The organism is Thiomicrolovo sp. ZZH C-3, assembly GCF_054862725.1.
Genome location: NZ_JBTKXX010000001.1, coordinates 919,119 through 943,078, shown reverse-complemented (window position 1 = coordinate 943,078; position 23,960 = coordinate 919,119). Strand labels below are relative to the sequence as shown.

General features: G+C 57.0%; 28 protein-coding genes. 13 read left to right on the top strand and 15 right to left on the bottom strand.

From position 1 onward, the window contains the following. Window positions 1-32: 32 nt before the first annotated feature. Complete coding sequence (locus ACXWTF_RS04835; RefSeq protein WP_461713876.1) at window positions 33-230, bottom strand: hypothetical protein; 198 nt, start codon at window positions 228-230, stop codon at window positions 33-35. A gap of 153 nt (window positions 231-383) precedes the next feature. On the opposite strand from ACXWTF_RS04835, the gene ACXWTF_RS04830 reads away from it, so the two are divergent. The 11 genes from ACXWTF_RS04830 to ACXWTF_RS04780 all read left to right on the top strand — a co-directional run bounded on the left by ACXWTF_RS04830 (window position 384) and on the right by ACXWTF_RS04780 (window position 8,580). After that, window positions 384-686 (top strand): hypothetical protein, encoded by a 303-nt coding sequence (locus ACXWTF_RS04830; RefSeq protein WP_461713875.1) that lies wholly within the window; start codon window positions 384-386, stop codon window positions 684-686. 164 nt (window positions 687-850) lie between these two features. Continuing rightward, entirely contained in the window at window positions 851-1,174 is a 324-nt protein-coding gene (locus ACXWTF_RS04825) for a hypothetical protein (protein WP_461713874.1), read from the top strand. After that, the gene (locus ACXWTF_RS04820; RefSeq protein WP_461713873.1) at window positions 1,171-1,686 is read left to right on the top strand and encodes a hypothetical protein; all 516 of its coding nucleotides are present in this window, start codon (window positions 1,171-1,173) and stop codon (window positions 1,684-1,686) included. Before ACXWTF_RS04825 ends, ACXWTF_RS04820 begins: the two co-directional genes overlap by 4 nt. Before the next feature lie 3 nt (window positions 1,687-1,689). Then, window positions 1,690-2,550 carry an N-acetylmuramoyl-L-alanine amidase gene (locus ACXWTF_RS04815; RefSeq protein WP_461713872.1) on the top strand — a complete coding sequence of 287 codons (861 nt, stop codon included), beginning with the start codon at window positions 1,690-1,692 and terminating at the stop codon, window positions 2,548-2,550. A 60-nt stretch (window positions 2,551-2,610) separates the two neighbouring features. After that, window positions 2,611-3,327 (top strand): OmpA family protein, encoded by a 717-nt coding sequence (locus ACXWTF_RS04810; protein ID WP_461713871.1) that lies wholly within the window; start codon window positions 2,611-2,613, stop codon window positions 3,325-3,327. 239 nt (window positions 3,328-3,566) lie between these two features. Next, a complete protein-coding gene (locus tag ACXWTF_RS04805) occupies window positions 3,567-4,652 on the top strand; it encodes a hypothetical protein (protein WP_461713870.1) in 1,086 nt (361 codons plus the stop codon). 150 nt (window positions 4,653-4,802) lie between these two features. Then, window positions 4,803-5,060 (top strand): type II toxin-antitoxin system Phd/YefM family antitoxin, encoded by a 258-nt coding sequence (locus ACXWTF_RS04800; RefSeq protein WP_461713869.1) that lies wholly within the window; start codon window positions 4,803-4,805, stop codon window positions 5,058-5,060. Beyond that, window positions 5,053-5,316, top strand: coding sequence for a Txe/YoeB family addiction module toxin (locus ACXWTF_RS04795; protein WP_461713868.1), 264 nt, complete (start codon window positions 5,053-5,055; stop codon window positions 5,314-5,316). The genes ACXWTF_RS04800 and ACXWTF_RS04795 overlap by 8 nt, the downstream gene beginning before the upstream one ends. 63 nt (window positions 5,317-5,379) lie before the next feature. Next, the gene (locus tag ACXWTF_RS04790) at window positions 5,380-7,332 is read left to right on the top strand and encodes an ABC-F family ATP-binding cassette domain-containing protein (protein WP_461713867.1); all 1,953 of its coding nucleotides are present in this window, start codon (window positions 5,380-5,382) and stop codon (window positions 7,330-7,332) included. Continuing rightward, complete coding sequence (locus ACXWTF_RS04785) at window positions 7,329-7,976, top strand: class I SAM-dependent methyltransferase (RefSeq protein WP_461713866.1); 648 nt, start codon at window positions 7,329-7,331, stop codon at window positions 7,974-7,976. The genes ACXWTF_RS04790 and ACXWTF_RS04785 overlap by 4 nt, the downstream gene beginning before the upstream one ends. A gap of 142 nt (window positions 7,977-8,118) precedes the next feature. Continuing rightward, window positions 8,119-8,580, top strand: coding sequence for a hypothetical protein (locus ACXWTF_RS04780; protein WP_461713865.1), 462 nt, complete (start codon window positions 8,119-8,121; stop codon window positions 8,578-8,580). Window positions 8,581-8,621: 41 nt separating this feature from the next. Here the strand turns inward: ACXWTF_RS04780 and ACXWTF_RS04775 are convergent, their stop codons facing one another. Continuing rightward, complete coding sequence (locus ACXWTF_RS04775; protein WP_461713864.1) at window positions 8,622-8,912, bottom strand: Dabb family protein; 291 nt, start codon at window positions 8,910-8,912, stop codon at window positions 8,622-8,624. A gap of 77 nt (window positions 8,913-8,989) precedes the next feature. Here ACXWTF_RS04775 and ACXWTF_RS04770 point away from each other — a divergent pair, with 77 nt between their 5' ends. Then, window positions 8,990-9,706, top strand: coding sequence for an endonuclease/exonuclease/phosphatase family protein (locus ACXWTF_RS04770; protein WP_461713863.1), 717 nt, complete (start codon window positions 8,990-8,992; stop codon window positions 9,704-9,706). A 4-nt stretch (window positions 9,707-9,710) separates the two neighbouring features. Here ACXWTF_RS04770 and ACXWTF_RS04765 read toward each other — a convergent pair whose 3' ends face one another. The 13 genes from ACXWTF_RS04765 to ligA form a co-directional block, all read right to left on the bottom strand. Next, complete coding sequence (locus ACXWTF_RS04765) at window positions 9,711-11,060, bottom strand: SLC13 family permease (protein ID WP_461713862.1); 1,350 nt, start codon at window positions 11,058-11,060, stop codon at window positions 9,711-9,713. A gap of 5 nt (window positions 11,061-11,065) precedes the next feature. Continuing rightward, window positions 11,066-11,962: an NAD(P)H-dependent glycerol-3-phosphate dehydrogenase gene (locus tag ACXWTF_RS04760; RefSeq protein WP_461713861.1), complete on the bottom strand. Its 897-nt coding sequence runs from the start codon at window positions 11,960-11,962 to the stop codon at window positions 11,066-11,068. Further along, window positions 11,931-12,656 (bottom strand): NAD-binding protein, encoded by a 726-nt coding sequence (locus tag ACXWTF_RS04755; RefSeq protein WP_461713860.1) that lies wholly within the window; start codon window positions 12,654-12,656, stop codon window positions 11,931-11,933. Before ACXWTF_RS04755 ends, ACXWTF_RS04760 begins: the two co-directional genes overlap by 32 nt. Further along, entirely contained in the window at window positions 12,653-14,218 is a 1,566-nt protein-coding gene (locus tag ACXWTF_RS04750; protein ID WP_461713859.1) for an ion transporter, read from the bottom strand. Before ACXWTF_RS04750 ends, ACXWTF_RS04755 begins: the two co-directional genes overlap by 4 nt. Window positions 14,219-14,222: 4 nt before the next feature. Further along, window positions 14,223-15,647 (bottom strand): Asp-tRNA(Asn)/Glu-tRNA(Gln) amidotransferase subunit GatB, encoded by a 1,425-nt coding sequence (gene gatB / locus ACXWTF_RS04745; protein ID WP_461713858.1) that lies wholly within the window; start codon window positions 15,645-15,647, stop codon window positions 14,223-14,225. After that, window positions 15,635-16,219, bottom strand: a complete 585-nt coding sequence (locus tag ACXWTF_RS04740; RefSeq protein WP_461713857.1) for a thiamine phosphate synthase — start codon at window positions 16,217-16,219, stop codon at window positions 15,635-15,637. Before ACXWTF_RS04740 ends, gatB begins: the two co-directional genes overlap by 13 nt. 4 nt (window positions 16,220-16,223) lie before the next feature. Beyond that, entirely contained in the window at window positions 16,224-16,493 is a 270-nt protein-coding gene (locus ACXWTF_RS04735) for a hypothetical protein (protein WP_461713856.1), read from the bottom strand. An 18-nt stretch (window positions 16,494-16,511) separates the two neighbouring features. Beyond that, window positions 16,512-17,192: a F0F1 ATP synthase subunit A gene (locus ACXWTF_RS04730; RefSeq protein ID WP_461714570.1), complete on the bottom strand. Its 681-nt coding sequence runs from the start codon at window positions 17,190-17,192 to the stop codon at window positions 16,512-16,514. Between the two features lie 155 nt (window positions 17,193-17,347). Next, window positions 17,348-18,187 carry a bifunctional riboflavin kinase/FAD synthetase gene (locus ACXWTF_RS04725; protein WP_461713855.1) on the bottom strand — a complete coding sequence of 280 codons (840 nt, stop codon included), beginning with the start codon at window positions 18,185-18,187 and terminating at the stop codon, window positions 17,348-17,350. Then, window positions 18,156-18,863: a 23S rRNA (cytidine-2'-O)-methyltransferase TlyA gene (tlyA, locus tag ACXWTF_RS04720; protein WP_461713854.1), complete on the bottom strand. Its 708-nt coding sequence runs from the start codon at window positions 18,861-18,863 to the stop codon at window positions 18,156-18,158. The genes ACXWTF_RS04725 and tlyA overlap by 32 nt, the downstream gene beginning before the upstream one ends. Then, entirely contained in the window at window positions 18,863-19,411 is a 549-nt protein-coding gene (locus ACXWTF_RS04715) for an outer membrane beta-barrel protein (RefSeq protein WP_461713853.1), read from the bottom strand. Before ACXWTF_RS04715 ends, tlyA begins: the two co-directional genes overlap by 1 nt. Further along, window positions 19,408-21,246, bottom strand: coding sequence for a bifunctional diguanylate cyclase/phosphodiesterase (locus ACXWTF_RS04710; protein ID WP_461713852.1), 1,839 nt, complete (start codon window positions 21,244-21,246; stop codon window positions 19,408-19,410). The genes ACXWTF_RS04715 and ACXWTF_RS04710 overlap by 4 nt, the downstream gene beginning before the upstream one ends. 4 nt (window positions 21,247-21,250) lie before the next feature. Next, on the bottom strand, window positions 21,251-23,203 hold the full coding sequence (gene ligA, locus ACXWTF_RS04705) for an NAD-dependent DNA ligase LigA (protein WP_461713851.1): 1,953 nt from the start codon (window positions 23,201-23,203) through the stop codon (window positions 21,251-21,253). 119 nt (window positions 23,204-23,322) lie between these two features. Between ligA and ACXWTF_RS04700 the strand changes: the two genes are divergently transcribed. Continuing rightward, window positions 23,323-23,700, top strand: coding sequence for a bacteriohemerythrin (locus ACXWTF_RS04700; RefSeq protein ID WP_461713850.1), 378 nt, complete (start codon window positions 23,323-23,325; stop codon window positions 23,698-23,700). Window positions 23,701-23,960: the final 260 nt, after the last annotated feature.

Below are 23,960 nucleotides of genomic sequence, written 5' to 3'. Positions count from 1 at the left end.
CCCTAAAACGGGTCAGCGACGGGTGAAGAAGTTCAACGGTTGAAGGGAACGGCAGTAATCCCGTCCTTGACCGGCAGTCTGTCATGGACCTCTCCGACGTAGCTGTTGGCCACAATGACATAGAGGGCACCGATCAACAGCCCCGCAATCAGGACAGCCCTTACCACCCGTTTTTTTTCACCTTTGAGCCCGTTATAATCGCCAATGCCCTGGAGTGTCGGTTCCATCATAATCTATCCTTTTAATATTTATTTGTCAAAATCATACTTAATATTTATGACGATCTATCCTGCTTTCAAGATTAGCATGACGTTTTAAGTCTTTTTTTTTATTTATTTTATCGTCAATACCGTTTTAGACCCGCCAACTGCTATAATCATGCTATGAAAACCGATATCCCGCTGCTCGAACCGACACCCGAACCGTCCAGACCGCTCTGCCGCACGGCGGCGCGGCTGCTGGGATGGCTCTTCTCCTACGGCACCTACGCTCTTGCCCTGGCGATCTGGTTCTTTTATGACTGGTTCTATGCTATCGGCGCCCTGCTCTTCGGATTCGTCGCCTTCGGCATTCTTCGCGCCAAGATCCGCAATATCTCCATTCCCCTCAACCAGCAGGAGTACCAGTACACGGACCAGGCCATCGCGCAGTGGTTCGTCGTCCGGCGTATGCTCTGCGATCTCTGACGTATCCTTCCCTTTCAAGACCGTTAACCCGTTTCAACTGCGACTTCGCTGCTTTATCCTTCCACACGCCGTCCATTTTTTAGATTTATCTGTTCTGTTGTAATATAAACTGTTTCTCTTTATTTTTTGATAGCGCGAAACACTCCCTATCCGAAGGAGACAGTATGAAAGCACTCTTTCTCATCCTGACGGCGGTTATACTTCCCGCGGACCTCCTCTGGTGTGCCGCCCTGAACAAGTACGACGTCCCCCTCAATGCCCCCGGCAGTACGAACGTGCAGCAGTTTGCAGCCCCTCAGCGCAGTGACGGATTGACCCAGCAGCAGATCGACGCGATCGTCAGACTCAACCGGCAAGATCCTGCAACCCAACAGGCATGGATCACGCGGATGCGGTCACTGCGGGCTCAGGCCCTCCAGGAACGACGCTACGACGAAGCCGATTACTACGACGGTATTATCCGCTACTGGGAAAGGAGAGAACAGTGAGACGCATCTTTTTCGCCCTCTTACTATTGGTGGGCTTAGCGAATCATGCCCTCTGCGAGGACAGTTTCCCCTCCTACTCGCCCCAGCCGGTTGAACAGAGCCTGCCGAACCAGTCTGCAATGAACGATAACGAATACCTCAAAACCCAGGCGGACCTGATCATCCTCAAAATGGAGAACGAACGCTACTACGTCCTTGCGCTCTCGCTTCTCTCCGTTGTCATGTTCACCGTCTCGTTCATGTTTCTGCGTCACAAGGAGTATGATACAAGTGACATCATCCATCTGGCCGGGCTGAACATTATCATCTTCGGTACGATCATTCTCGTCCTCGTCGTCGAGACCAATGAACAGCTCACGGCCGCAATCGGTGTCCTCGGTGCCATCGCCGGCTACCTCTTCCGCTCCCTGCAGGAGAAAGAAAAAGCGGACACCACAAGGCCACCCCAGCCCGGTAACGGCGCAAAAGCGCGTCGTGACGCAGCTGACACCTCATCCAAAACCATAGGATAAATCATGGCACTCTCTATAACGACCAACAGACTCACCGGCGACCTCTTCGGACGGGAGGTCGTTTTCGACCCCTGCGAACACAAAGACAGCGGCCCTTACGAAGCGGGTCAGCCCGACACCGTCGTCATTCACTTTACCGCCGGCCCTACCCTCGCCTCCGCCGTCAATACCTTCAAGAACCCCGACGTCGAAGCCTCGGCCCACCTCATCATCGACCGCGACGGCACTGTTGTCCAGATGGTCGGTTTCGACCGTATCGCCTGGCATGCGGGCACGAGCCGCTGGCAGGATCGCAGCAGCCTCAACCGCTATGCCATCGGCATCGAGCTCGTCAACGCCGGCGAGCTCACACCTTCCGGCGGCGGCTACCTCGCCTGGTTCGGCAGACGCTACGAAGAAGCCGAGGTCATCCAGGCCATTCACCGGAATCAAACGTCACCCTCCTACTGGCACACTTATACGGCCGAGCAGATCGAGGCCTGTTTCGAAGTGTGCCGGGTCCTCAAAAGCAGCTACGGCATCCGTACGATCGTCGGCCACGAGGAGATCGCCCCCGGCCGCAAGATCGACCCCGGCCCGGCCTTTCCCCTGGAGCGTCTGCGCGACAGGATCCTGACGGGGCGCCACGCCGATGCGGAAACGACGGAAGATCAGGGGAACGCAGCGGCAAACGCGACGGTTACGGCCAGCCTCCTCAATGTCCGCTCCCAGCCCTCGGGGAGCGCGCCGCTCGCGGGCGATCCGGTCGAAAAAGGGACCCGGGTCGAACTGGTCGAACGCAACGGCGTGTGGCAGAAAGTCCGCATCTGTCGCGAGGGGTGGGTACACAGCGACTACCTGCAGACAGACACCCCCGTCGGCTAATATCACGAAAAAGAGACATTTTCTTGATACAATAAGCCATCAAGTTTAGGAGTATAAGCAATGACCTTTCAAACCAAAACACTTTCACTCGTCCTCGCTGCCGCACTGATCGGCGGTTGTGCAAGTACCCAGCCCAATGCAGACGGCTCGCAGACGGACGAATACGACAAGACGAAAAAAGGCGCCCTCATCGGTGCGGCGGTCGGTGCGGTCGGTGGTCTGCTGCTCGGCGGCAAGAACAAAGGCCAGGGCGCCCTCATCGGTGCCGCAGTCGGCGCCGCGGCCGGCGGCGGGATCGGCTACGCGATGGACCAGCAGGCCAAAGACGTTGCCAAATCCCTCAACACCACCGTCAGCCAGAGCGACGTCGGTGCGGATAATATCATCGTCACGCAGCATGACAAATATGTCAAAGTCACCTTCAAGAGCGCTATGATGTTCCCGACAAACTCTGACAACCCGACGCCGATGGCCCTTTCAAAGATCGACCAGCTGACGACGGCGCTGAAAAAATACCCCAGCTCCATCGTGCAGGTCGTCGGCCATACCGACCCGCGCGGTTCTTATGACTACAACCTGCAGCTCTCCGAACGCCGTGCACGCACCGTCGCCACGGCCATGGTCAACCAGGGGCTCTCCAACGCCGTCTATGCCCGCGGCTGCTCCTTCGACAAACCGCTGGTCCCCAACAACAGCGAAGCCAATATGGCGCAAAACCGCCGTGTCGAGATCTTTCTCTACCAGACACAGGAGAACGTCGTCGACCAGTGCCTCTGATCGGGGGCAAACTCTCTTCCTTTATTTCGGAGTAACTTTTGCGCCGCTTCGTATATCTCGGAATAGTGCAGGTCCCTCCGTTGGTGAACCAATAGGAGTTAAATTATAAACTTTTACCTAAACACAACATATGTAGTTCTGAACTTAAGATTCCCCCTGCCGAAAAATCAATGAAATATTCTATAAACTTTGTGGATTAATCTAAATTAAATGACACTTATCAGAACATTGTATTGATCATGAAACAATTGATTATTAGAACATATCCAATCGAAAAACAAAAAATCAACTGCTTATCTCAATTAATACACTCAGACAAACTATTCATCTCAAGTTTTGAATATGTCGATAAAAGAGAGATTTTTGATACCTCTTTTTACCTAAAAAGTAGGGATATTTTAAATACTGATTTTTACGTGCTTCTTGACCGCAATGTCATAACACGCTTACTTTCATTGTACAATGGAAAAAGTGTCAAGAACGAAAATGACAGACTTGCTGCCGGCATACTTGCTTTTTTACAATTGGCTGAAATCACTATAGAACCCAATATAGCACTTTATGAAGCTGCGATGGCACATGGCAATAAAAAAGCCAATCAAGAATTACATCAATTTCGAAAGTTAGATAATCTCCATCCAAAATATTGGGCCGCTATTGCGCTTAAAGAAGTTGATGAGCTTACTACCGTTATATCGAATGATTCCGATCAGAGTCATTTGACAGATGTCAACTTCGAAATGCCTCTACGACGCTGGCGCCGTTTATATGTTCTTGTGTTGAAGCTAGCACATATTGAACTTCAAGGTGGGAATAGTTACAAACGTATGTCTGATCTATTAGAATGGATGTATAAAGATTACATGATGCCTGCAACGCCAATCATCCTTGCAGCACACTATCTTGCGCCTAATAATAATCGTAAAGGACTGCTAAAAAACTTACGATCCTCAAATCGGGAATTAGCTTTAAAAGGAATCAAAAATGCCACTTGGGACTTGTTTCTTATCGAAGAGTGGGTTACAAAAATAAAAGATCAGGATGAAAAAAATCAAAAATGGATTCTTTGCTCTTTGGATTACAAATTAAGAACATTTGCCAAATCTTTAATCTTCTTACAAAATGATGAGGACCCTCTTGAATCAACTATTTTAACACTCTTCGGTACTGTCATTGGCGATAAACTCATTCGAAAATTACGAGAATATAGATCAAATTTAGACTCTCCCGAGCGAATGGTAAATCAAAAAGATGGGCATAAAAGTATCTCTTGTATGATTAATAGGGGTGAGGAGATTATCCGAAATTGGTCACCTCAGTTCTAAGTAGGTAGGAAAATATTCTAAATTTTTTTTAGAGTATTAATGCGCTTTACTAAATAGAATACTATCTGAATCATGGGCTTTCTCAACTCTAACACTATAGACTGGCATGAAATATGCTATACTTGTACAATAAATTGAACAGGGAGGCCAATGATGACCATCATGAGCTACAGTGAAGTACGCAATCACCTCAAGACCGTTCTCGATAACGTGAGCAAAGATGCCGATTATACCGTTGTCACCCGCCGTGATGCGGAAGACGCAGTCATAATGTCCAAAGACTACTTCGAAAGCCTAATGGAAACAGTGTATCTACTCAAATCACCGGCGAATGCAGCGCACTTGGCCGAATCCATCACCCAGTACCAAAAAGGAAAAACGTCCGAAAAAGACCTGATCGATGTCTAAACGCATGCTAGCCTGGACCGATGCCGCGTGGGCAAGCTATGTATACTGGCAAACACAGGATAAAAAAACACTCAAACGGATTAACAGGCTCATCGAAGATACGCTGCGCGACCCCTTCAACGGCATCGGAAAACCCGAAGCTCTTAAAGAAAACCTCTCGGGCTTTTATTCTCGCAGAATCGATGACACTAACAGGCTTGTGTACGCCGTTGACGACGAACACCTCACCATCATCTCCTGTCGCTACCATTACTGATGCCGTTTCCGCGTCACCCCACTTTCAACCCGTTATAGTAAAATACGCAGAAAAAAGAGCACCATGGCCCTCATCGATCTGCACGGCATCTATAAAAACTACGAAGCGCAAAAAATCCTCGAGAACGTCGATTTCCACGTCGACGAGGGGGAGCGTGTCGTTATCGTCGGCAAGAACGGGAGCGGCAAATCAACCCTGATGAAGATCGTCGGCGGCACGCTGGAGTATGACGAGGGGGAGCGCATCATCCGCCAGAACCTGCAGGTGAAGATGCTCGCCCAGGTGCCGCACTTCGAACAGGGGCACACCGTGCGCGAGGCGATCGAGCACGGCCTCGTCGAGCTCAAGGAGGCGCTGGCGCGTTTTGACGCCCTCTCGGTGGAGATGGCCGAAAAGTTCGACGATCCGCAGCTCATCAAGGAGCATACGGAGCTCTCCGCCTACCTCGACCACCACAGCGCCTGGAACCTCGACGACAAGATCGAGCGGGTCCTGCAGCACTTCCAGCTCAAGCACTACGAAAGCAAGAACGTCAACCTGCTCAGCGGGGGCGAACAGCGCCGCGTCGCGCTGGCGTCGCTGCTGCTGCAAAAACCCGACGTCCTGCTGCTCGACGAACCGACCAACCACCTCGACGTCTACATGGTCGAATTCCTTGAGGAGCTCATCCTCAAAGAGAAGTTCACCCTCGTCTTCATCTCCCACGACCGCTACTTCATCGACCAGATCGCGACGAAGACCGTCGAGGTGGAGGACGCGGGACTGCGGGAGTTCAAAGGGGGTTACAGCAGCTACCTGACCCAAAAAGAGGAGCTGCTGCGCACGATGCAGAAGCAGCACGACAACCTGCTGCGCCTGCTGCGCTCGGAGAACGAGTGGTATTCACGCGGGGTACGGGCCCGCCTCAAGCGCAACGAGGGGCGCAAAGAGCGGCTGATGAACCTGCGGGAGCAGGCGAAAACGAACCCCGCGCAGATCCGAAAGATGCGGGTCGAGCTCGACCGCGAAGCGAAGCATTTCAACCGGGACAAAAGCGTCAACAAACAGAAGATGCTCTTCGAGATCGAGCACCTCGACATCACCCTGGGCACCAAGATGCTCATCAAAGACTTCTCGACACGCATTCTCCAAAAGGACGTCATTGCCGTCGTCGGCCCCAACGGCAGCGGAAAGTCCACCCTGCTCAAAGCGCTGCTGGGACGCCTCAAACCGACGGCGGGCAAGATCAAGCAGGGAGATTTCTCCATCGGTTACTTCGACCAGCACCGTGAAATGCTTGACGACGACAAGAACCTCATCGAGACCTTCTGTCCCCACGGCGGCGACCGGGTCGAGGTGCAGGGCAAGAACATGCACGTCTACGGCTACCTCAAGAACTTCCTCTTCCCCCGCGAGTTCCTTGACAAGAAGATCGGCATCCTCAGCGGCGGGGAGAAGAACCGTGTGGCACTGGCGCTGCTCTTTACGAAGCAGGTCGACTGCCTTATCCTCGACGAACCGACCAACGACCTCGACATTCCCACCATCAATATCCTCGAAGAGAAGCTCCAGGCCTTCCCCGGGGCGGTCATCCTCGTCAGCCACGACCGCTACTTCGTCGACAAGATCGCCAAGAAGCTCTTTGTTTTCAAAGGCGACGGCGAGGTCGAGGAGCGCTACCAGCTCTACAGCGAATACCTTGAAAACGAGAAGGAGTTCCGCGAGATGGAGGCGATGGAGCGCGAGGCCGAAACGGTCAGCGCCAAACCCGCCGTACAGGAGAAACCGAAAAAAAAGAAGCCCCTGCGCCTCACCTACAAGGAGAAGATGGCCCTCGAATCGCTGCCTGCCGAGATCGAAGCCATGGAGCAGAAGATCGAGGATCTCAACGCCTGCCTCGCCGACCCCGGGTGCTACGCCGAAAAGGGAATCTCGGTGCTGGCCAAGGAACTCGAAGCCCTCGAAGCCGAGTACGAGATGAAAGTCGACGAGCTCCTCACCATCGAAGAGAAAGCGGAGCAGATCGAGGGGCAATGAAAAAGTGTCCCCTCTGCCAGACCCCCTCCCCCTCCTTCCGTGACCGGCAGCTGGGTTGCCTTACCTACCACTGCCCCCGCTGCGAACTGATCTTCAAAGATGACACCGCCCACCCAACGGAAGCTCAGGAGCGCAAAAAGTACGGCGAACACAACAACTCCATCGAGAACGAGGGGTACGTCGCCATGTTTGAAGCTTTCATCGATTATACGCTCGCCACGCTTGAGCGTCCCGTCACAAAGGTGCTCGATTTCGGCTCCGGCCCCGAGCCGGTCCTCGCCGAGCTGCTGCGCCGCCGCGGGTTCGAAGTGACAATCTACGACAAATATTTCGCGCCGGAGCCCCCCGCAGAGGAAGCACGCTTTGACCTGATCACCTCCACCGAGGTGATCGAACACATCGCCGATCCGCTGCGGACCCTCAGCGAACTGAAGGCCCGTCTCGCCCCGGGAGGCACCCTGGCACTGATGACGCAGTTCCATGACAACAGCGAAGCGTTTTACCAGAACTGGTGGTACCGCCGCGACCCGACGCATCTCGTTTTTTTCACGCCGAGAAGCTTTGAAATCGCAGCCCAGCGGCTCAGGATGAAACGTATTTCCCACGATGGTAAAAAGATCGTTCTTCTCTCAAAAGCCCTGTAAACGGGCATCATAAATCTATCACATCCGGTAGCCAATTTTATAAATTGTTATATCTTCATGGTCCTTTAAGCCTCGCATCCGATATAATCATTTTTAATATTTTTAGGAGGAGAGCTTTATGCGAAGAGGATTTGCGTTTCTTATGTCGTCTGTCGCAGCCGCAGGTCTTATGACCGGCTGTGCGAAGCTGAATACGCTGACAAATGTACTGGTACCGAGCCATGTGGATATGGAAAGCGCGAAAAAGATGAAGATGCCGGTCGTCATCTATGATGTGGATGTCGAAACCGACGAGAAGGGGAACAGCCACCCGGTCGTCTATTTCGTCAATACCTCAGCCAAACCGGTCGACATGGCCACCTTCTACCTTGAAGGCGTCACCGAAGCCGGTCAGAGCGTTACGCTCTGGGCCGACGACTACGAGCGTGTTCCCCCGGGCAAAAGCAGCCAGAAAGGCGTCCTCGGCGGCCAGTGGAACAACATGGAAGTCAAATGTATCGAGATCAAGAAGGCGGGTCTGCACATCGACGGTGTCGATTACCGCTTTGTCGAAGAGAATATCAACCAGCTCTTCCAGAACCCTTCCCTCAACGAGTGTAACTGAGACACGGACCGGGCTCCGGCCCCGCGTCTCACCCTTTCCCCTTACCGTACGTAATCAACGACCTTTGACATCTCCGTCACTTCTTTGATGAATGCCACCACTTCCAGATGCGCCGGATGCGTTGCATAGGTCGCAAGCCCCTCTTTCGTATCAAAGGTCGTTGTCAGCACCAGGTCCATCGCCCGTTCGCTGCCGTTGAAGTCTACGCCGACTTCCATGCTGAGCAGCGGATCGATCTTCTCCGTGAGCGCCTCGAGCATCGCCTTGGCCTTGGCGACGTTCGCCGCTTTGTTCTCCGCTTTGAATGTAAACATGACAATATGGACAACCATGATTTTCTCCTTTGAATTCCCCCCGCAGGGGCTCTTTTTTTGATGCCATTTTAACCTATGTAGGTTATGATTGAATTATGCGACACTACCGATCGGACGAGGCGGGGATTCCCCTGCCCGACACCTTTTCGCTGCTGACATGGAACATCCACAAAGAGATGGGACGTCCCCCCTTCGACAAAACGCTGCAATCCCTGCTGGCGACCGGGACACCCGAACTGATTTTGTTCCAAGAAGCGGTCCTCGATACCCATACGGCGGAGCACTTCCCGGGCTATAACGTCTCCGCCGCCATCAACATCAATCTCCGCCACCGCCAATACGGCGTCCTGACCGCGGCCAAAAGCCCTATCCACGAGACGGTCAGCCTGAAAACGAACCGTCGGGAGATGCACATCGCCACCCGCAAAAGCCTGCTGATCACGACCCACCCCTTCGACGACGGCAGCGAACTGGTCACCGTCAACCTCCACGCCATCAACTTTGTCTCCGCCGCCGTCTTCATCGAGGAGATCGACCGGCTCCGCATCGCCCTGCAGCAGCGCAAAGGGCCGATGATCGTGACGGGGGATTTCAACACCTGGAGCCGGAAGCGGATGGAGTACCTCGAACGCTTTGCCCGCTCGATCGACCTCCTCCCCGCCGCCTGTGCCAACGGGCACCATATCAAGCAGCGCTTTTCCAAACCCCTTGACCACCTCTACTATCGCGGCCTCACCCTGCTCACCGCCGAAGCCGTCGATACGGGCCGGGTCTCGGACCATAACCCCATACTCGCCACCTTTAAACGCTGAGTGCTCAGCCCAGGACGGGGCGCCAGAAGAGGTAGGCGATCAGCACGATCAGAATAATGCCGACAAGATTGAAAAGGAGCCCGTAAAGCGCCATCGTCCGTATCGGGATCACCCCGCTGGACATCGCGATGGCGTTGGGCGGGGTAGCGATGGGGAGCATGAACGCGTAGCTCGAACAGATCGTCGCCACCATCATAAACAGCGTCGCATCCAGCCCGGTCTGCTGCGCCACCGCGTAGATTACCGGCAGCATAATGGAGATGAGCGCCGTGTTGGAGGTGATCTCCGTCGTGAAGGTGATCAGCGCCGCGACGATCAGCATCAGGTAGAGCGGTGTCAGGTAGCTGTAATCCACGAGGAATTCGGCGACCTGTCCCGCCAACCCCGTTTCGGAGAAGGCCTTGGCGATGGCGAACCCCGCACCGAAGAGGAACATGATGCGGTAGGGGATCTTCGCCTTGTCCTCCTGCCAGATGAGAAGGTTGAACGGGGGTGCAAAGAGCAGCAGTCCGGCGCTGAGCAGGATCACCGGTTCGCTCATGCCGAGCCCCTCCCACCAGGGACGGATGGGGGCATTGACGAGCAGCAGCACCACGAGCCCTCCCAGCAGGGCCAGGAGTTTTTTCTGATCCGCATCGAGCGGTTTCTCCTCCTCCGGAAGTGCAAGGCGGACGTCTTTGATGCCTATGGCGAGTACTACGGAGATAACGCCGACCATGACGAGGGCCAGCGGGGCGACCATCCACATCCACTGCACGAAGGGGATCATCGCCATCCCGTGCTCCTCCATGACCCCCAGCAAAATCAGGTTCGGCGGGGTGCCGATGGGGGTCAGGATTCCCCCGATGCTCGCCCCGTAGGCGATGGCCAGCGTAAAACGCATCTTCAGGCGCGGGTCGTCGGAGAGGAAAAGTGCAATCGTCATCAGCAGCAGGGCCGTCGTCGTGTTGGAGAGGATCGAGCTCATCAATCCCGACGTCACCGCCAGTGAGATGATGATCCCCCGCCCCGTCGCCGGGAAGATCCCCAGCATCTTCCGCGCGATCCAGATGTGCAGCCCGATCTTCTCCACGGCAATGGCCAGCATGAAGCCGCCGAGAAAGAGGTAGATGATGGGATGGGCGTAGTTGACCGTCGTTGCCTTGGTCGGCAGAATGTGCAGCGCCGGGAAGAGGACGATGGGCAGGAGCGAAACGACCCCCAGCGGCAGCCCCTCGTTGGTCCAGAGCACGACCAGCAGCGTCACGACCCCTGCCAGGGCCGCCTGCACCGGGGTGAGCAGCGGTAATACCAGCGTGTAAAGCAGCAGCGCCGTCCCGACGGCCCAGAGGATCTTGACCGTTGACCCGCCCATGCCCGCTACCTTGTCAGCAGATCGTTGAGGCTCTCCCGGGGCGCTTTACCCTCCAGGATTTCATACACCTCCGTCGCGATCGGCAGGTAGACCCCGCTGCGCTGCGCAATGCCGTGCAGTGCGTAGGCCGTTCCGATCCCCTCGGCCACCTCGCCGAGCTCCTCGACGATCTGCTCTTTCGCTTTGCCCTCCGCCAGCCCGAGGCCGACACGGTAGTTCCTTGAGAGCACCGAGCTGGCCGTCAGGAAGAGGTCCCCGGCCCCGCTGAGACCGAGAAAGGTCTCATCCCGCGCACCGTAGGAGAGCCCGAAGCGCCGCATCTCGATCAGGCCCCGGGAGATGAGCGCCGCCGCCGCGTTGTTGCCGAGCTTCAGCCCGGCGCAGATCCCCGCGGCGATGGCAATGACGTTTTTATAGCTGCCGCACACTTCCGCCCCGGCGATATCATCGTCGCTGTAGGTACGGATAAAGTCGGGGAAGGCTTCGGCAAACCCCATCGCCGTCTGTGCGTCCGTGCTGCTGACGACGAGGGCCGTCGGCAGGGCCTGGATCACTTCCGCCGCAAAGGAGGGGCCGGAGAGAAACGCGATGTTCTGATCAGGCACGTAGGGCGCGAAAATCTCATTGAGAAAACGGCCGGTTGACGCCTCGATCCCTTTGGCCGCAACCAGCACCTTCTGATCCCGGTACCGGAAGTGCTCTTTCAGCCACGCCCCCACCTGCTGGGCCGGAATGGCCATGACGAGATATTCGCGCTGCAGCGCCGTCTCCAGGTCGACGAAATTGGGAACGTCCCTTTTATGGCGTGACGTGATAACGACTTCGTTTTCCGGGTTCTGCCCCAATGCAAATGCCAGGGCCGAGCCCCACTTACCCGCCCCGATGACTGCGATCCGTTTCACATACCCCTCCGACTTCCTCTTCAAATGCCTTTATCTCCTTATCGTAACCTATCACGACTAAAACATCCCCCGGGTCGAGCAGGTGGTTGTACCCCTTCGCCGTAAAGATAAACGACTCGCCCATCCGCTGGTCGACGACGGCCAGCACGATGATATCGCGCTGTGTCGTCGAGAGCAGTTCGTTGATATGCTTGCCGACCGCCGGGGAGAGCTCCGTCAGGGTGATCTGCGCGACCTTCAGGTCCATCTGCGTATCCATCAGTTCTTCGAGCAGGCGGGTGATCACCGGCTTTTCCAGCCGCTCGATCACCAGGTTCGCCGTCGTCTGCAGTTCGGCGATCACCTTGTTCGCGCCGGCCAGGCGGAGCTTGGAGGCGTTCTCCTGGGTCGTGGCAAGGGCGACGATGACCGCTTCGGGAAAGCGGTCGCGTAGGGAGAGGGTCAAAAAGACGTTCTCCGCCTCGCTCTCCAGCGCACAGATGATCCGCGTCACCGAAAGATCAAAGGAGAGCAGGTCGTCCCAGTTGTCCTCCAGGTCCGCCAGGTGCGCCTCGAGCCCTGCCGCCTGCGCCTGCTCGACTTCGCCGTTATTGAGCGCGTAGATGACGATGCGACTGCAGCTGTAGCGGAGCTGCTGCGCGATCTCCCTGGCGAATTCGTTATAGCCGAAAAGAATGATAGCCTCGACATTCATGAATGCACCGCCTGATGTAGATCGATCCGGTACTCATGCAGCATGGCATTCTCCCCGATGACGACGAGCATATCGTTCTCCTCCACGGCGAAATCGGCCGGGGGGTTAAAGACGAAACACCCTTCGCGGCGGGACTCCACCCCGAGCAGGATCAGCCGCCGCCCCCTGATTTTAAGGTCCTGCACCGTCTGCACGAAACGGGCCATCCGCTCGTCGATCAGGATCTCGTCGATCACGACCCCCGAGTGCTCGGCGCGCAAAGCGTGCAGCGCCTCGAAGGCGATGGGCTGGTCGCTGTATTCGCGCGAGAGCTGGCCGATCAGCTCCTGGGCGTAGACGATGTCGCTCACCCCGGCGCTCTCCAGCTTGCGCCGGTGCTTTTTGTCATGCAGCAAAGAGAGGATCCTCAGCTCCTTGTTCATCGAGCGCAGCGTCAGTGCCGTGTAGACGTTCTCCACGTCGGTATCTCCCAGCAGAATGACCGCCCGCACCTGTCGGCCCGGATCGATGCCCAGCTGCCCGAGCGCCTCCAGGCTGGAGGGGTCGATGGCAAGGGCCAGGTCGTGATGGCGCCGCGCTTCGGCGATCTTTGCCGCGTCGGCGTCAAGAATGACCACGTTGCGTCCCATACGCCGCAGTTTGGAAGCGGTCTGCTGTGCCACCGTGCCGTAGCCGCAGATCAGGTAGATGCCTTTGAGCTTCTGGACATCCTGGATCAGCTTCCCGTCCCGGATGTCATCGAGCTTCTCCGTGAACGCCGCCACGACGATGGAGGTCGCAAACGCCAGCACGGCCACCCCGGAAACGATCACGACCAACGCGACAAGCTTCCCCTCCCCGCTGACGGGGACGACGTCGCCGTACCCCACCGTCGAGATCGTCACGACGGACCAGTAGAGCGCGTCAAAGAGCGTATTGACCTTCGAATCGGGGTTGAGGGCCTCCATCACGTAGATCATCACCGATGCGACGAAGATGATCAAACCGACAAAGGTAAAGAGCGTCAGCAGTTCGAACTTCTTGCTGGCGAGGATGGCCGCAAAGTGGTGCATATTCTGGGCGTAGCGGAAGAGCTTGAAGACCCTGAAAATGATAAAGAGGCGCAGCAGCCTCAGTTCGTGGAAGAATGGCATGATCGCCAGGAAATCGATAATGGCCGGCAGAGAGCTGACGTAGTGCCATTTGGCGAGCAGCACCTTCATCAGCGCCCTGCCCGCACGGAACTCCCGCTGCAGCAGTTCATCTTTTTCATACTGGTCGATGACGATGCGGGCGCTGTCGCTGCTGACCCAGAAGCGCATCAGGTACTCGATAAGAAAAATAAAGGAGATGATGTAGTCGTTGAAGATCGCCAGGAAGTCATCCTGCCGGAACTTGACGTCACGGATCAGGATGAAGACGCTCGAGAGGATCAGGACCATCATAAAGAGGTCGAAATAGCGCTTGTATCTATACCCGACGTTGTTCATCAGGTTGTCGACGCCGTGGCGCACCCGGCGCAGTTTTTGGGAGGACTCCAGAGCGTAGGCGCTGTCGACGAGCGCCCTGGAGAAGAGGTTCACGTGTTTATCCCAGCTTCTGCTTGAGGATCTCGTTGACCGCCTGCGGGTTCGCGCTGCCTTTGCTCGCTTTCATCACCTGCCCGACGAAGAAGCCGAAGAGCTTATCCTTGCCGCCGCGGTACTCTTCGACCTTGGCCGGGTTCGCCGCGAGGATCTCGTCGACCATCGCTTCGATGGCGCCCGTGTCGCTGACCTGCTTGAGGCCGAGTTTCTCGATCGTCGTATCGACGCCCTCGTCGTTCTCCATCAGGTAGTCCAGGACCTCCTTGGCCGCTTTGCCACTGATGGTACTGTCTTCGATACGCTTGACAATAAGGCCCAGTTTCTCCGCATCGACCGGAGAGGTTGAAACGGTCATCCCGCCTTTGAGACGCCCCAGAAGCTCGACGGTAAGCCAGGTGACGGCGTTTTTCGCGCTGATCCCCTGACCCAGCATCTTCTCGAAGTAATGCGCCATCTCCAGTTCCGCGGTGATGACGCTCGCGTCGTACTCGCGCAGGCCGTGCTCTTTGACCAGGCGTTCGCGTTTTTCGTCCGGCAGTTCCGGGATCTGGGAAGCCTCTGCGTACATCGCGTCGTCGACGACCACCTTCATCAGGTCCGGCTCCGGGAAGTAGCGGTAATCCGCCGCCTCTTCCTTTCCGCGCATGGAGCGGGTCTCCTGCTTCGTCTGGTCGAAAAGACGGGTCTCCTGGAAGATCTCCTCATCGTAGACCCCGTCTTCCCAGGCGTCGATCTGGCGTTCGACTTCCATCTCGATCGCCTTCTGGATGAAGCGGAAACTGTTGATGTTCTTGATCTCGACACGTGTGTAAAGCTTCTCGTCCCCTTTGGGGCGGATGGAGACGTTGACGTCGACACGGAAGGAACCCTCCTGCATGTTCGCGTCGCTGATATCGAGGTAGCGGACGATGGAGTGCAGCTTCTTAAGGTAGAGGATCGCCTCGTCCGCCGAACGCATATCCGGTTCGGAGACGATCTCGATCAGCGGGGTGCCCGCGCGGTTGAGGTCGACCTTGGAAACGGCACCGTCATGGATGTTCTTACCGGCATCCGCCTCGATGTGGGCACGGTTGATGCGGATCGTCTTGTGCGAACCGTCCTCGAAATCGATCTCCAGCTTTCCGTGCTCGACGACGGGCGTATAGAGCTGGGTGATCTGGAACGCGCTCGGACTGTCGGGGTAGAAGTAGCTTTTACGGTCGAAGAAGCTGGTACGGTTGATCGTCGCATCGATGGCGGTACCGAACATCACCGCCTTGTGCAGGGCCGCCTGGTTAAAGACGGGAAGTGCGCCCGGAAGGGCCAGACAGGTCGGGCAGGTGTTGACGTTGGGGCGGTCGTTGAAACTGGTGGGACAGGAGCAAAACAGTTTGGTTTTCGTATTGAGCTGGACGTGGACTTCGAGTCCGATAATCACTTCGAACAAAAGGATTCCTTGGCTGAATTTATAAAGTATCTAATCGATGCAAAACCGGCGGCGCCGGCGGCGTGGACCGCGCTGATCTGATCGGGGCTGACAATGCCGCCCAGCGCGATAACAGGTAGGTCAATTTTACCCGCTGTTTCATTTAAATCCTCTAAACCTTTGGGCGCCCCTTTGCCCGGGCTCTCGAAGATCGGGCTGTAGGTGACGGCATCGGCCCCAACGGCCGCCGCGTGCATCGCTTCGACGGCGCTGTGCGTTGAAATGACCGTAAAAAGGCCCCGTGCCTTCGCCCCGCCGATCGCATCGAACTGCGTCGACGTCAGGTGGACCCCCTCTGCCCCCAGGGCATCCGCCAACGCCGCATCCTGATGCAGCACTGCTTTGATGCCGTGCATATGGCATGCATCGACGAAGACCGACGCAAAACGTTCATAATCCGGGTTCGCCTTGTCCCGGTAGAGGGCATAGTCGACCTTCTGCGCAGCAAACAGCTCGCCCAGGCGTTTGACAAACGCCCCGGGCGTCGCGCAGCCGTAGCTTCCGTCGGTGATCAGATAGGCGAAAAAAGCCATGGGGTCACGCCTCGCTTTCGAGCAGCTCCGCGATACGCTGCAGCAGCCGCGTCTGTTCACGCTGGTTTTCGACACGCTCTTTGTAGAGGTTGAGCCCTTCAAGCAGCAGAATAACGCACAGCATCAAAAAGATAAAGACGATCGTGGCAAGGAGTGCAATGGAAAAACCGAAGATGGCTGTAATATGGAAAAGAAGCCACGAGCCCAGAATCATCAGGGCCCAGGCAAAGCCGAGCAGGAAACTCAGAAGCGTATCAAACGTACTGCGTTTCATGCGGCATCGCGGAAGAAATTAGTGGGATTCTTCGTGAAGAGTCACGGCTCCGCCGAGGTAAACGTAAGTCAGCATCATAAAGATGAACGCCTGCAGCAGTGCCATGAATGAGAGCAGCGCGAACGGGATCATCGGCAGCAGCCACGGTGCGAGCATCAGCATGACCATCAGGAACATATCGTCCCCTTTGACGTTACCGAAGAGACGGAAGCTGAGAGACACGATACGGGAGATGTGCGAAACGATCTCGATCGGGAACATCAGCCATGCCAGCCACCAGACCGGCCCCATGAAGTGTTTGAAGTACTCAACGACACCGTTGCGGCGGATACCTTCGAAGTTATAGTAAACGAAGACGATCAGCGCCAGCGCCAGTGTAAAGTCCAGGAACGCGGACGGCGCTTCAAAGCCCGGGATGACCCCGATCAGGTTGGCAATACCGATGAAGAGGCCCAGTGTCGCGACCAGCGGCAGGTAGCGCATCGCTTTTTCGCGGCCCATAACGTCCGAACCCATTGCAACGACACCCTGCAGGTATGCTTCCATCAGGTTCTGTGTGCCCCCCGGGACGACTTTGAGGTTTTTGGTCGCCATTTTGGCCAGCATAATAACGATCAGTGCCGTCAGAAGCATATGCGACATAAAGAGGTAGGTGTGATTTTCACTGATCACACCGAAGAAAGTAAAGAGTTCACCCACGAGAATTCCTTCGATCAAAATAGTTGTGCGATTATAGCCCTCTCTCCATTAAAGGAGCCTAAGCCAGCCTGCCATGGGAGGGGACATTGCCCGCAAAACGTGCCGAAAATGGGCACAAATGCGTCATTTCAGTCTGGACGATGCATAAAAAGCGATCAGAGTTCCAGCCGCCCCACCGCCCTGCGCGCCGCGGCGATATCCCGCCCGATCTGCTCCTTCAGTGCTGCAAGGGAGGCGAACTTCTCATTCCCCCTCAGCCGCAGGACGAAACTGACGTCGATGCGTTCGTTGCAGACGATCCCGCCGTCAAGCACATGCGTTTCGACGGCGAAACTGCCGTCGGTCGTGACCCGATGGCCGATAAAACTGACGGCGGGATGGTAGTGCTCCTCACCGTCCAGTCGTGCCAGGCTCGCGTACACCCCCTCTTTGGGAAGCAGGAAGCCGTCGGTCAGCATATTGACCGTCGGTACGAGCTCTTTTTTGCCGATCCCCTGCCCCCGCACAACCTTGCCGCGGACCGTATAGTGGTGGCCAAGGAAACGGTTTGCCCCCGTCACGTCGCCGATGATCAGCTTCGCACGGATCTTGTGCGAATGCACCGACTCGCCGCCGACGGTCACTTCGTCGATCACCTGTACGGTCCCGCCGAACGCCTTCGCGAGGTCCGCGTAGGAAAACTTGCGGTCCAGTCCGAACCGGAAGTCGTACCCGACGACGATCCGCTCAAGTGCCGGAAAGCGTGTACGGAGGTAGTCGACAAAGCCATGGTCATCGAGCATCCGGATATCGTCAAGGGGGAGGTAGACGATGGGGTGGGTCGTAAAATGCTCACGCTCCCGGCCCGGGGTCAGGTTGGCATACCCCGTTTCCACCACAACGATCGCTCCGTGCTCCCCCAGGGCGTTGAACAGATGCTGATGTCCTTCATGCATCCCGTCAAAGCCCCCGATGGCGACGGCATCAACCTTTTTCAAAGCAGTAGCATGTTTCACTGTTCCCCTCCTTGCCCGTTATCGCGGCCGTCTCTTTCGCCCGCAGCCGCCACCCCCGCGCCGTGCAGGCCGCTTCGAAACCGTCCATCGCTTTCGCTATGGCCCGCGGATCGGTCACGACCCCCTTCCTGTCCCGTGCCGCGTCGCGGCCCACCTCGAACTGCGGTTTGAACAGCAGAATGATCCAGTGCCCGGCGAGCCGCTCCACGTCGTCGAGGATATGGTGCAGGGAGATGAAGGAGACGTCGCTGGTAACGACGTCATAACGCTTATCGGGCTCAAAACGGCGGATGTCGATCTGCTCGAAGCTGCGCACCCTCGGGTCCGCTTTGATATCCGGGTGGAGCTGATCCCGGCCGACATCGACGGCATCGACCTGCGCCGCACCCGCTTCGAGCAGCACCTGGGTGAACCCCCCGGTCGAGGCACCGATGTCCAGCGCACTCATCCCCGTGACATCAAAGGGAAGTGCGGGCAGGAAGCCCTTGAGCTTCAATGCCGCGCGGCTGACGTAGGGCATCGCCTCGGTCACCTCTACCTGCTGGGAGTCCACGGCGAATGCCGGCTTGGTCACGACGCTGCCGTCGACAGTGACGCTCCCGGCTTTGACCAGCTGCTGTGCTTTCGAACGCGTCGGCGCCAGGCCCGCTTCGACGAGGTAGTGGTCCAGACGCACTAAAACTGCACCTGCAAGCCGATATAGGCAGTGCCCAGTCCCATAGCATAGGAGGTGCCGTTTTCGTCCAACCCGAACTGGTAGAAGTCGTACCCGGCGTTCACCGTCAGCCACGCCAGGGCCCGGATGCCGACACCGATGCCGTACACCAGCGTGCCGGCCGAACTGCTTTTGCGCTCGGGGAGGCGCTGGTCCCAGTAGAGTTCCCCGGCCCCGAAACGGGCGAAAAGGTCCACCCGGTCATTGAAAATGGGATAGTGGCCGGTCACATCCGCGGAGAGTACTTTGAACGTCTCTTCGGATTTTTCGCCCGTTCCCGTCGTCCCCTTGAAATCGCCGAACTGGGCGTATTCCAGCGAGACGGAGAGATGGCGGTTGATAAACGCCCCCGCCCCGAAACGGTACTGCGGGGCAGATGCCGTCGTGATCTCCGCACGGCGGCCGTCATCGTTGTAGCTGCCAAGCCCTGCGCCCGCTTCCAGGTAGGGGCCGGTGCGATCGGCGGCGCACAGCAGCGTCGCCGCCAGCAGAACAGCCGCACCCCTCATAGATTTCTCCGGAGGTATTTGGCTTCGAAGATGTCCGGCGGAAGCGCCCGGTCGAAATAGAACCCCTGCAGGGCATCGCACTCCAGCGTTTTGAGCATCTCCAGCTGTTCCAGGGTCTCGACCCCTTCCGCAACGATCTGCAGCCCCAAGCTGTGCCCCATCTTGATGATCGCTTCGGCGATGGAACGGTCGTCGGCATTTTCGACGATGTCGCGTACGAGGAGCTGGTCGATCTTGAGCGTGTCGATCTTGAAACGCTTGAGGTAGCCCAGCGACGAATAACCGCTGCCGAAATCGTCCATCGCCAGTCTGACACCGGCGTGTTTGAGCCGTTCGAGCTGCACGACCGTCTCTTCGGCAAACTGCATCAGGTAGGTTTCCGTCAGTTCCAGGCCGATGTAATCCCGCGCCAATGCGCTGCGGTTGAGGATCTCCGTCAGCCTTGTGACGTCTTTTTCATTGATATGGCGCCCGGAGATGTTGACCGAAAGCGGGATGATTTTGTTGATCGCCATCGCATGCCAGCGCCGCAGGTCGCCGATGACCTGGGTCAGGACCATCTCGTCGATCCGCGAGATCATCCCCGTCTCTTCGGCGAAGGGGATAAATTCGGCCGGCAGCAGCAGCCCCCGTTCGGGGTGTTCCCAGCGCACCAGCGCCTCCGCCGCCCGGATCGTGGTACCGCTCCCTTCAAAAACCGGCTGGTAGTAAACGACGAACTCGTTGTTGTGGATCGCCTCGCGAAGCTCCTTCTCCAGCACAAGGCTCTTGAAGGTCTGTTCACTCATCTGCGGGGCATAAAAACGGATATGGTCCTGCGTCTGCTTGGCCTGGTACATCGCCGTATCGGCATGTTTGAGCAGGGTCTGTGCATCCTCCCCGTCGTCGGGGAACATGGCGATACCGATACTGCCGTAGATGTGGAAACGGTGTTCGCCGATCTGGAACGCCTCGCCGAAGGCGTCGATCAGACGCTGTGCCTCCCCCAGGACTCTTTCGCGCTCAACTTCCTCCTCGAAAAGAATGACGAACTCATCCCCCCCGAAGCGCGCCACCGTATCCTCGTTGCGCACGTTCTCAGTGAGCCGTTTTGCCACTTCCACCAAAAGACGGTCCCCGGTCGCGTGCCCGTAGGTGTCGTTGAGGTATTTGAAACGGTCCAGGTCGATAAAAAAGAGGGCCGCGTTTCTGCCGCTGCGCTCCGAACGGGCGATCAGGTGCTTCAGCCGCTCTTCGAGCATCGCCCGGTTCACCAGCCCCGTCAACGGGTCATGGAAGGCGAGGAAACTCAGTTTCTCCCGGTTCTGTTCCCGTTTCAGAACGATGCTGACGATCCGCGCGGCAACGGTAAGCAGCATCTTGTGGAACGGGGTCGGGACACGCTCTTCAAAGGAGGTCAATGCAAAGGTGCCGACCGTCTTTCCTTCCAGGACGACAGGCATCGACCAGCAGGCATTCAGGCCGATTTTCTGGGTGGCTTCCATCACGTTCTGCCAACGTTCGTCGCAGCTGATATCACAGACGAACTGCGGTTCGTTCCGCATGATAACGTTGGCACAGGAGCCGTTGCGGGGCCCCGGCTGTATGCCGTCAAAGACGCTGAGTGCCTCGTCGGGGACCGAGGGCGCCGATTCGACATAGAGTTTACCGTCGGCCGGGTTCAGGAGCATAATGGATGCCACGCTGCCCGGGACCATCCGCTCCTGCAACAAGCAGAGTTCTTCGAGCACGGCCTCCTTGCTGGCATCTTCGGCCACCTTCTCCAAGATGGTATTTTGAAGCTCGAATATCTCCTGGTAATCACTGGCGGCCATATATTCTTCAGGTGTTTTCATCGGTCTATTGTAGCATCTGTTTCATCGCATCTTCCGTAAGGGTCGCTACGCCCAGCGACACCGCCTTCTCATACTTGCTGCCGGCATCTTCGCCGTAAATGACATAATCGGTCTTTTTCGACACGCTTCCCGCGACCTTCGCCCCCAGGGCTTCAAGCTCGGTTTTGATCTCCGGGCGGGGACGGCTCATCGTCCCCGTGAGCACGACCGTCTTCCCCTTGAAAGGGTTCTCCGCCGCTTCGGCCCTCTTTACCGGCACCGCCGGCTGCACGACGCCCCGCAGCGCCTCGATCTGCTCCCGGTTGACGCGCACGAACTCCAGCACCGATGCCGCCATCTCCCCGCCGAACCCGTCGATGGCGAGCAGCGCCTCCTCCGTCGCATCGGGGAAATCCAGGCCGAAGGTGTCGCAGAGCTGTTTCGAAGCGACCTCGCCGATATGCTCAATCCCCAGTCCGTTGACGAAGCGCCAACACGCCGTCCCTTTGCTTTTTTCGATGGCGTCAAGCAGATTGAGGCTCTTCTTCTCTTTGAACCCTTCGAGTTCCAACAGCGCTTCGAGCGTCAGTGCGTAAAGGTCGATGACCCCTTTGACCAGCCCCGCTTTGTAGAGCGCTTCGACGATCTTGTCGCCCAGTCCGTCGATGTTCAGGCACTGCTTGGAGGCGAAATAGATGATGGCGTTGACGACCCGCGCTTCGCACGAGAGGTTCTGGCACTTGATCAGCGCCCCCTCGTCGAGCAGTTCGCTGCCGCAGACCGGGCAATGCGTCGGGCGGGCCAGCGCCTTTTCCGTGCCGTCGCGCCGCTCGGGGATGACCTTGATGATCTTCGGGATGACGTCGCCGCTGCGCAGGATGATGACGTGGTCGCCGATATGGATATCTTTGCGTGCGATCTCGTCAAAATTGTGCAGAGTCGCGCGTTCGACGACGACCCCCTCGATGTCGACGGGTTCGACGACGGCCACCGGGGTGACGACGCCCGAACGCCCCACCTGCAGGATCACATCCCGGACCCGGGTCATCTTCTCGACCGCCGGGAACTTGTAGGCCACCGACCAGCGCGGGTTTTTGACGGTGTAGCCCATATCCTCCTGGGCTTCGACCTGGTCGACTTTGATGACCATACCGTCTAGCATCATCGCAAAGTCGTCACGGGTCGCTTTCATCTCCTCATAAATCGCCTCGATCTCATCGTAGCCGGCACAGACGCGGTGCAGCGGCGGCTTGCGGAAGCCCAGGGCGTAGATCCACTCCATCCGCTGGCTCAGCAGCGGGATATCGAGGCTGTTCTCACCGATGCCGTAGGGGAGGAAGACAAGGTTCCGCGCCGCGGTGATTTTGGGGTCAAGCTGGCGCAGGCTTCCCGCGGCGGCATTGCGGGGGTTGGCGAAGAGCGCTTCGCCCTGCGCTTCGCGCTCGCGGTTGATCGCGTCGAACTCCTCTTTGAAGATAACGACCTCCCCGCGGATCTCGATACGCCCCTCGTAGTCGATCGCCAGCGGGACGCTGCGGATCGTTTTGACGTTCTGCGTCACCTCCTCGCCGATCGTACCGTCGCCGCGGGTGATCGCCTGCACGAGGCGGCCGCCCTCGTAGATCAGGTTGAGACTCGCCCCGTCGAACTTCGGCTCGCAGTAAAACGTGACGTTGTCGGCAAGCTTGCCGACCCGCTCCAGCCACTTCTGAAGCCCCTCGGCGTCGAAAATATCCTCCAGGCTCCACATGCGGCTGCGGTGGGCGGCTTTTTCGAACCCCTCGAGCGGCACCCCGCCGACCCGCTGCGTCGGCGAATCGGGCAGCACGCTCTGCGGATGGGCCTCTTCAAATGCCAGCACCTCGTGGTAGAGCTTGTCGTACTCTTCATCACTGGCAATGGGATTGTCGAGGACATAATAGTGGTAGGCGTAGCGGTTCAGCAGCGCTACGCTTTCGCGGTAGGTTTCAGCCGTCATATTCGTTGCTCTTTTTTGTACAGGATTATAACGAAGCTTGTTGAGAGTAAAGGGGTGCAAAAAAGGGCCGAGAAGAATATAATATGCATTGATAACCAGAAGTCTACAAAGGAGGCGTTATGACACACGATCTTCGCCTGAATATTGAAGAGATGGATACGGCGCACGAGACGTTCCTGCAGATGCTCGAAGAGCTTCAAAAGATGGAGAACGGGATCGACACTGCGCTCTTCCGCGAATGGATCGAAGAGACGAAACGCCACTTCGCCGAAGAGGAGAAGCTGATGATGAAGCACCTCTACCCCGAACGCGAAACCCATACCGGCGACCATGAACAGCTCATCGACGAGATGGAGTCTTTTTTTGCGATGATCACCGCCATGCCGCCGATGGCCCGCTCCTTTATCGAAAGCTACGCCTACGACAAATTCCGCCGCCACACGATGTTCTACGACCTTGACCTTTCAAAGTTCCTCGCGTCGCACGAAGCCGGCTGATCTCCCCCCAACGGTCCCCCGGAACCGCCCGGGGTACACGATACTTTCGCCATCGACCGCCATTCCGCGCCTCCATCGCCCTCTATTCGCACTCTTGTTCCTGCATTACGTTGCTGAAAATCGACGTTATCACATCCATGAAATATAATTATTTATAATTAAATGGACCACAAAAATTAAGTAATATTCATTTATCCTACTCCGGTGACCGGTATTTTCGTTCTCTTCGTTCCCGCGGATGAAGAGTCTTTTGACGCGCC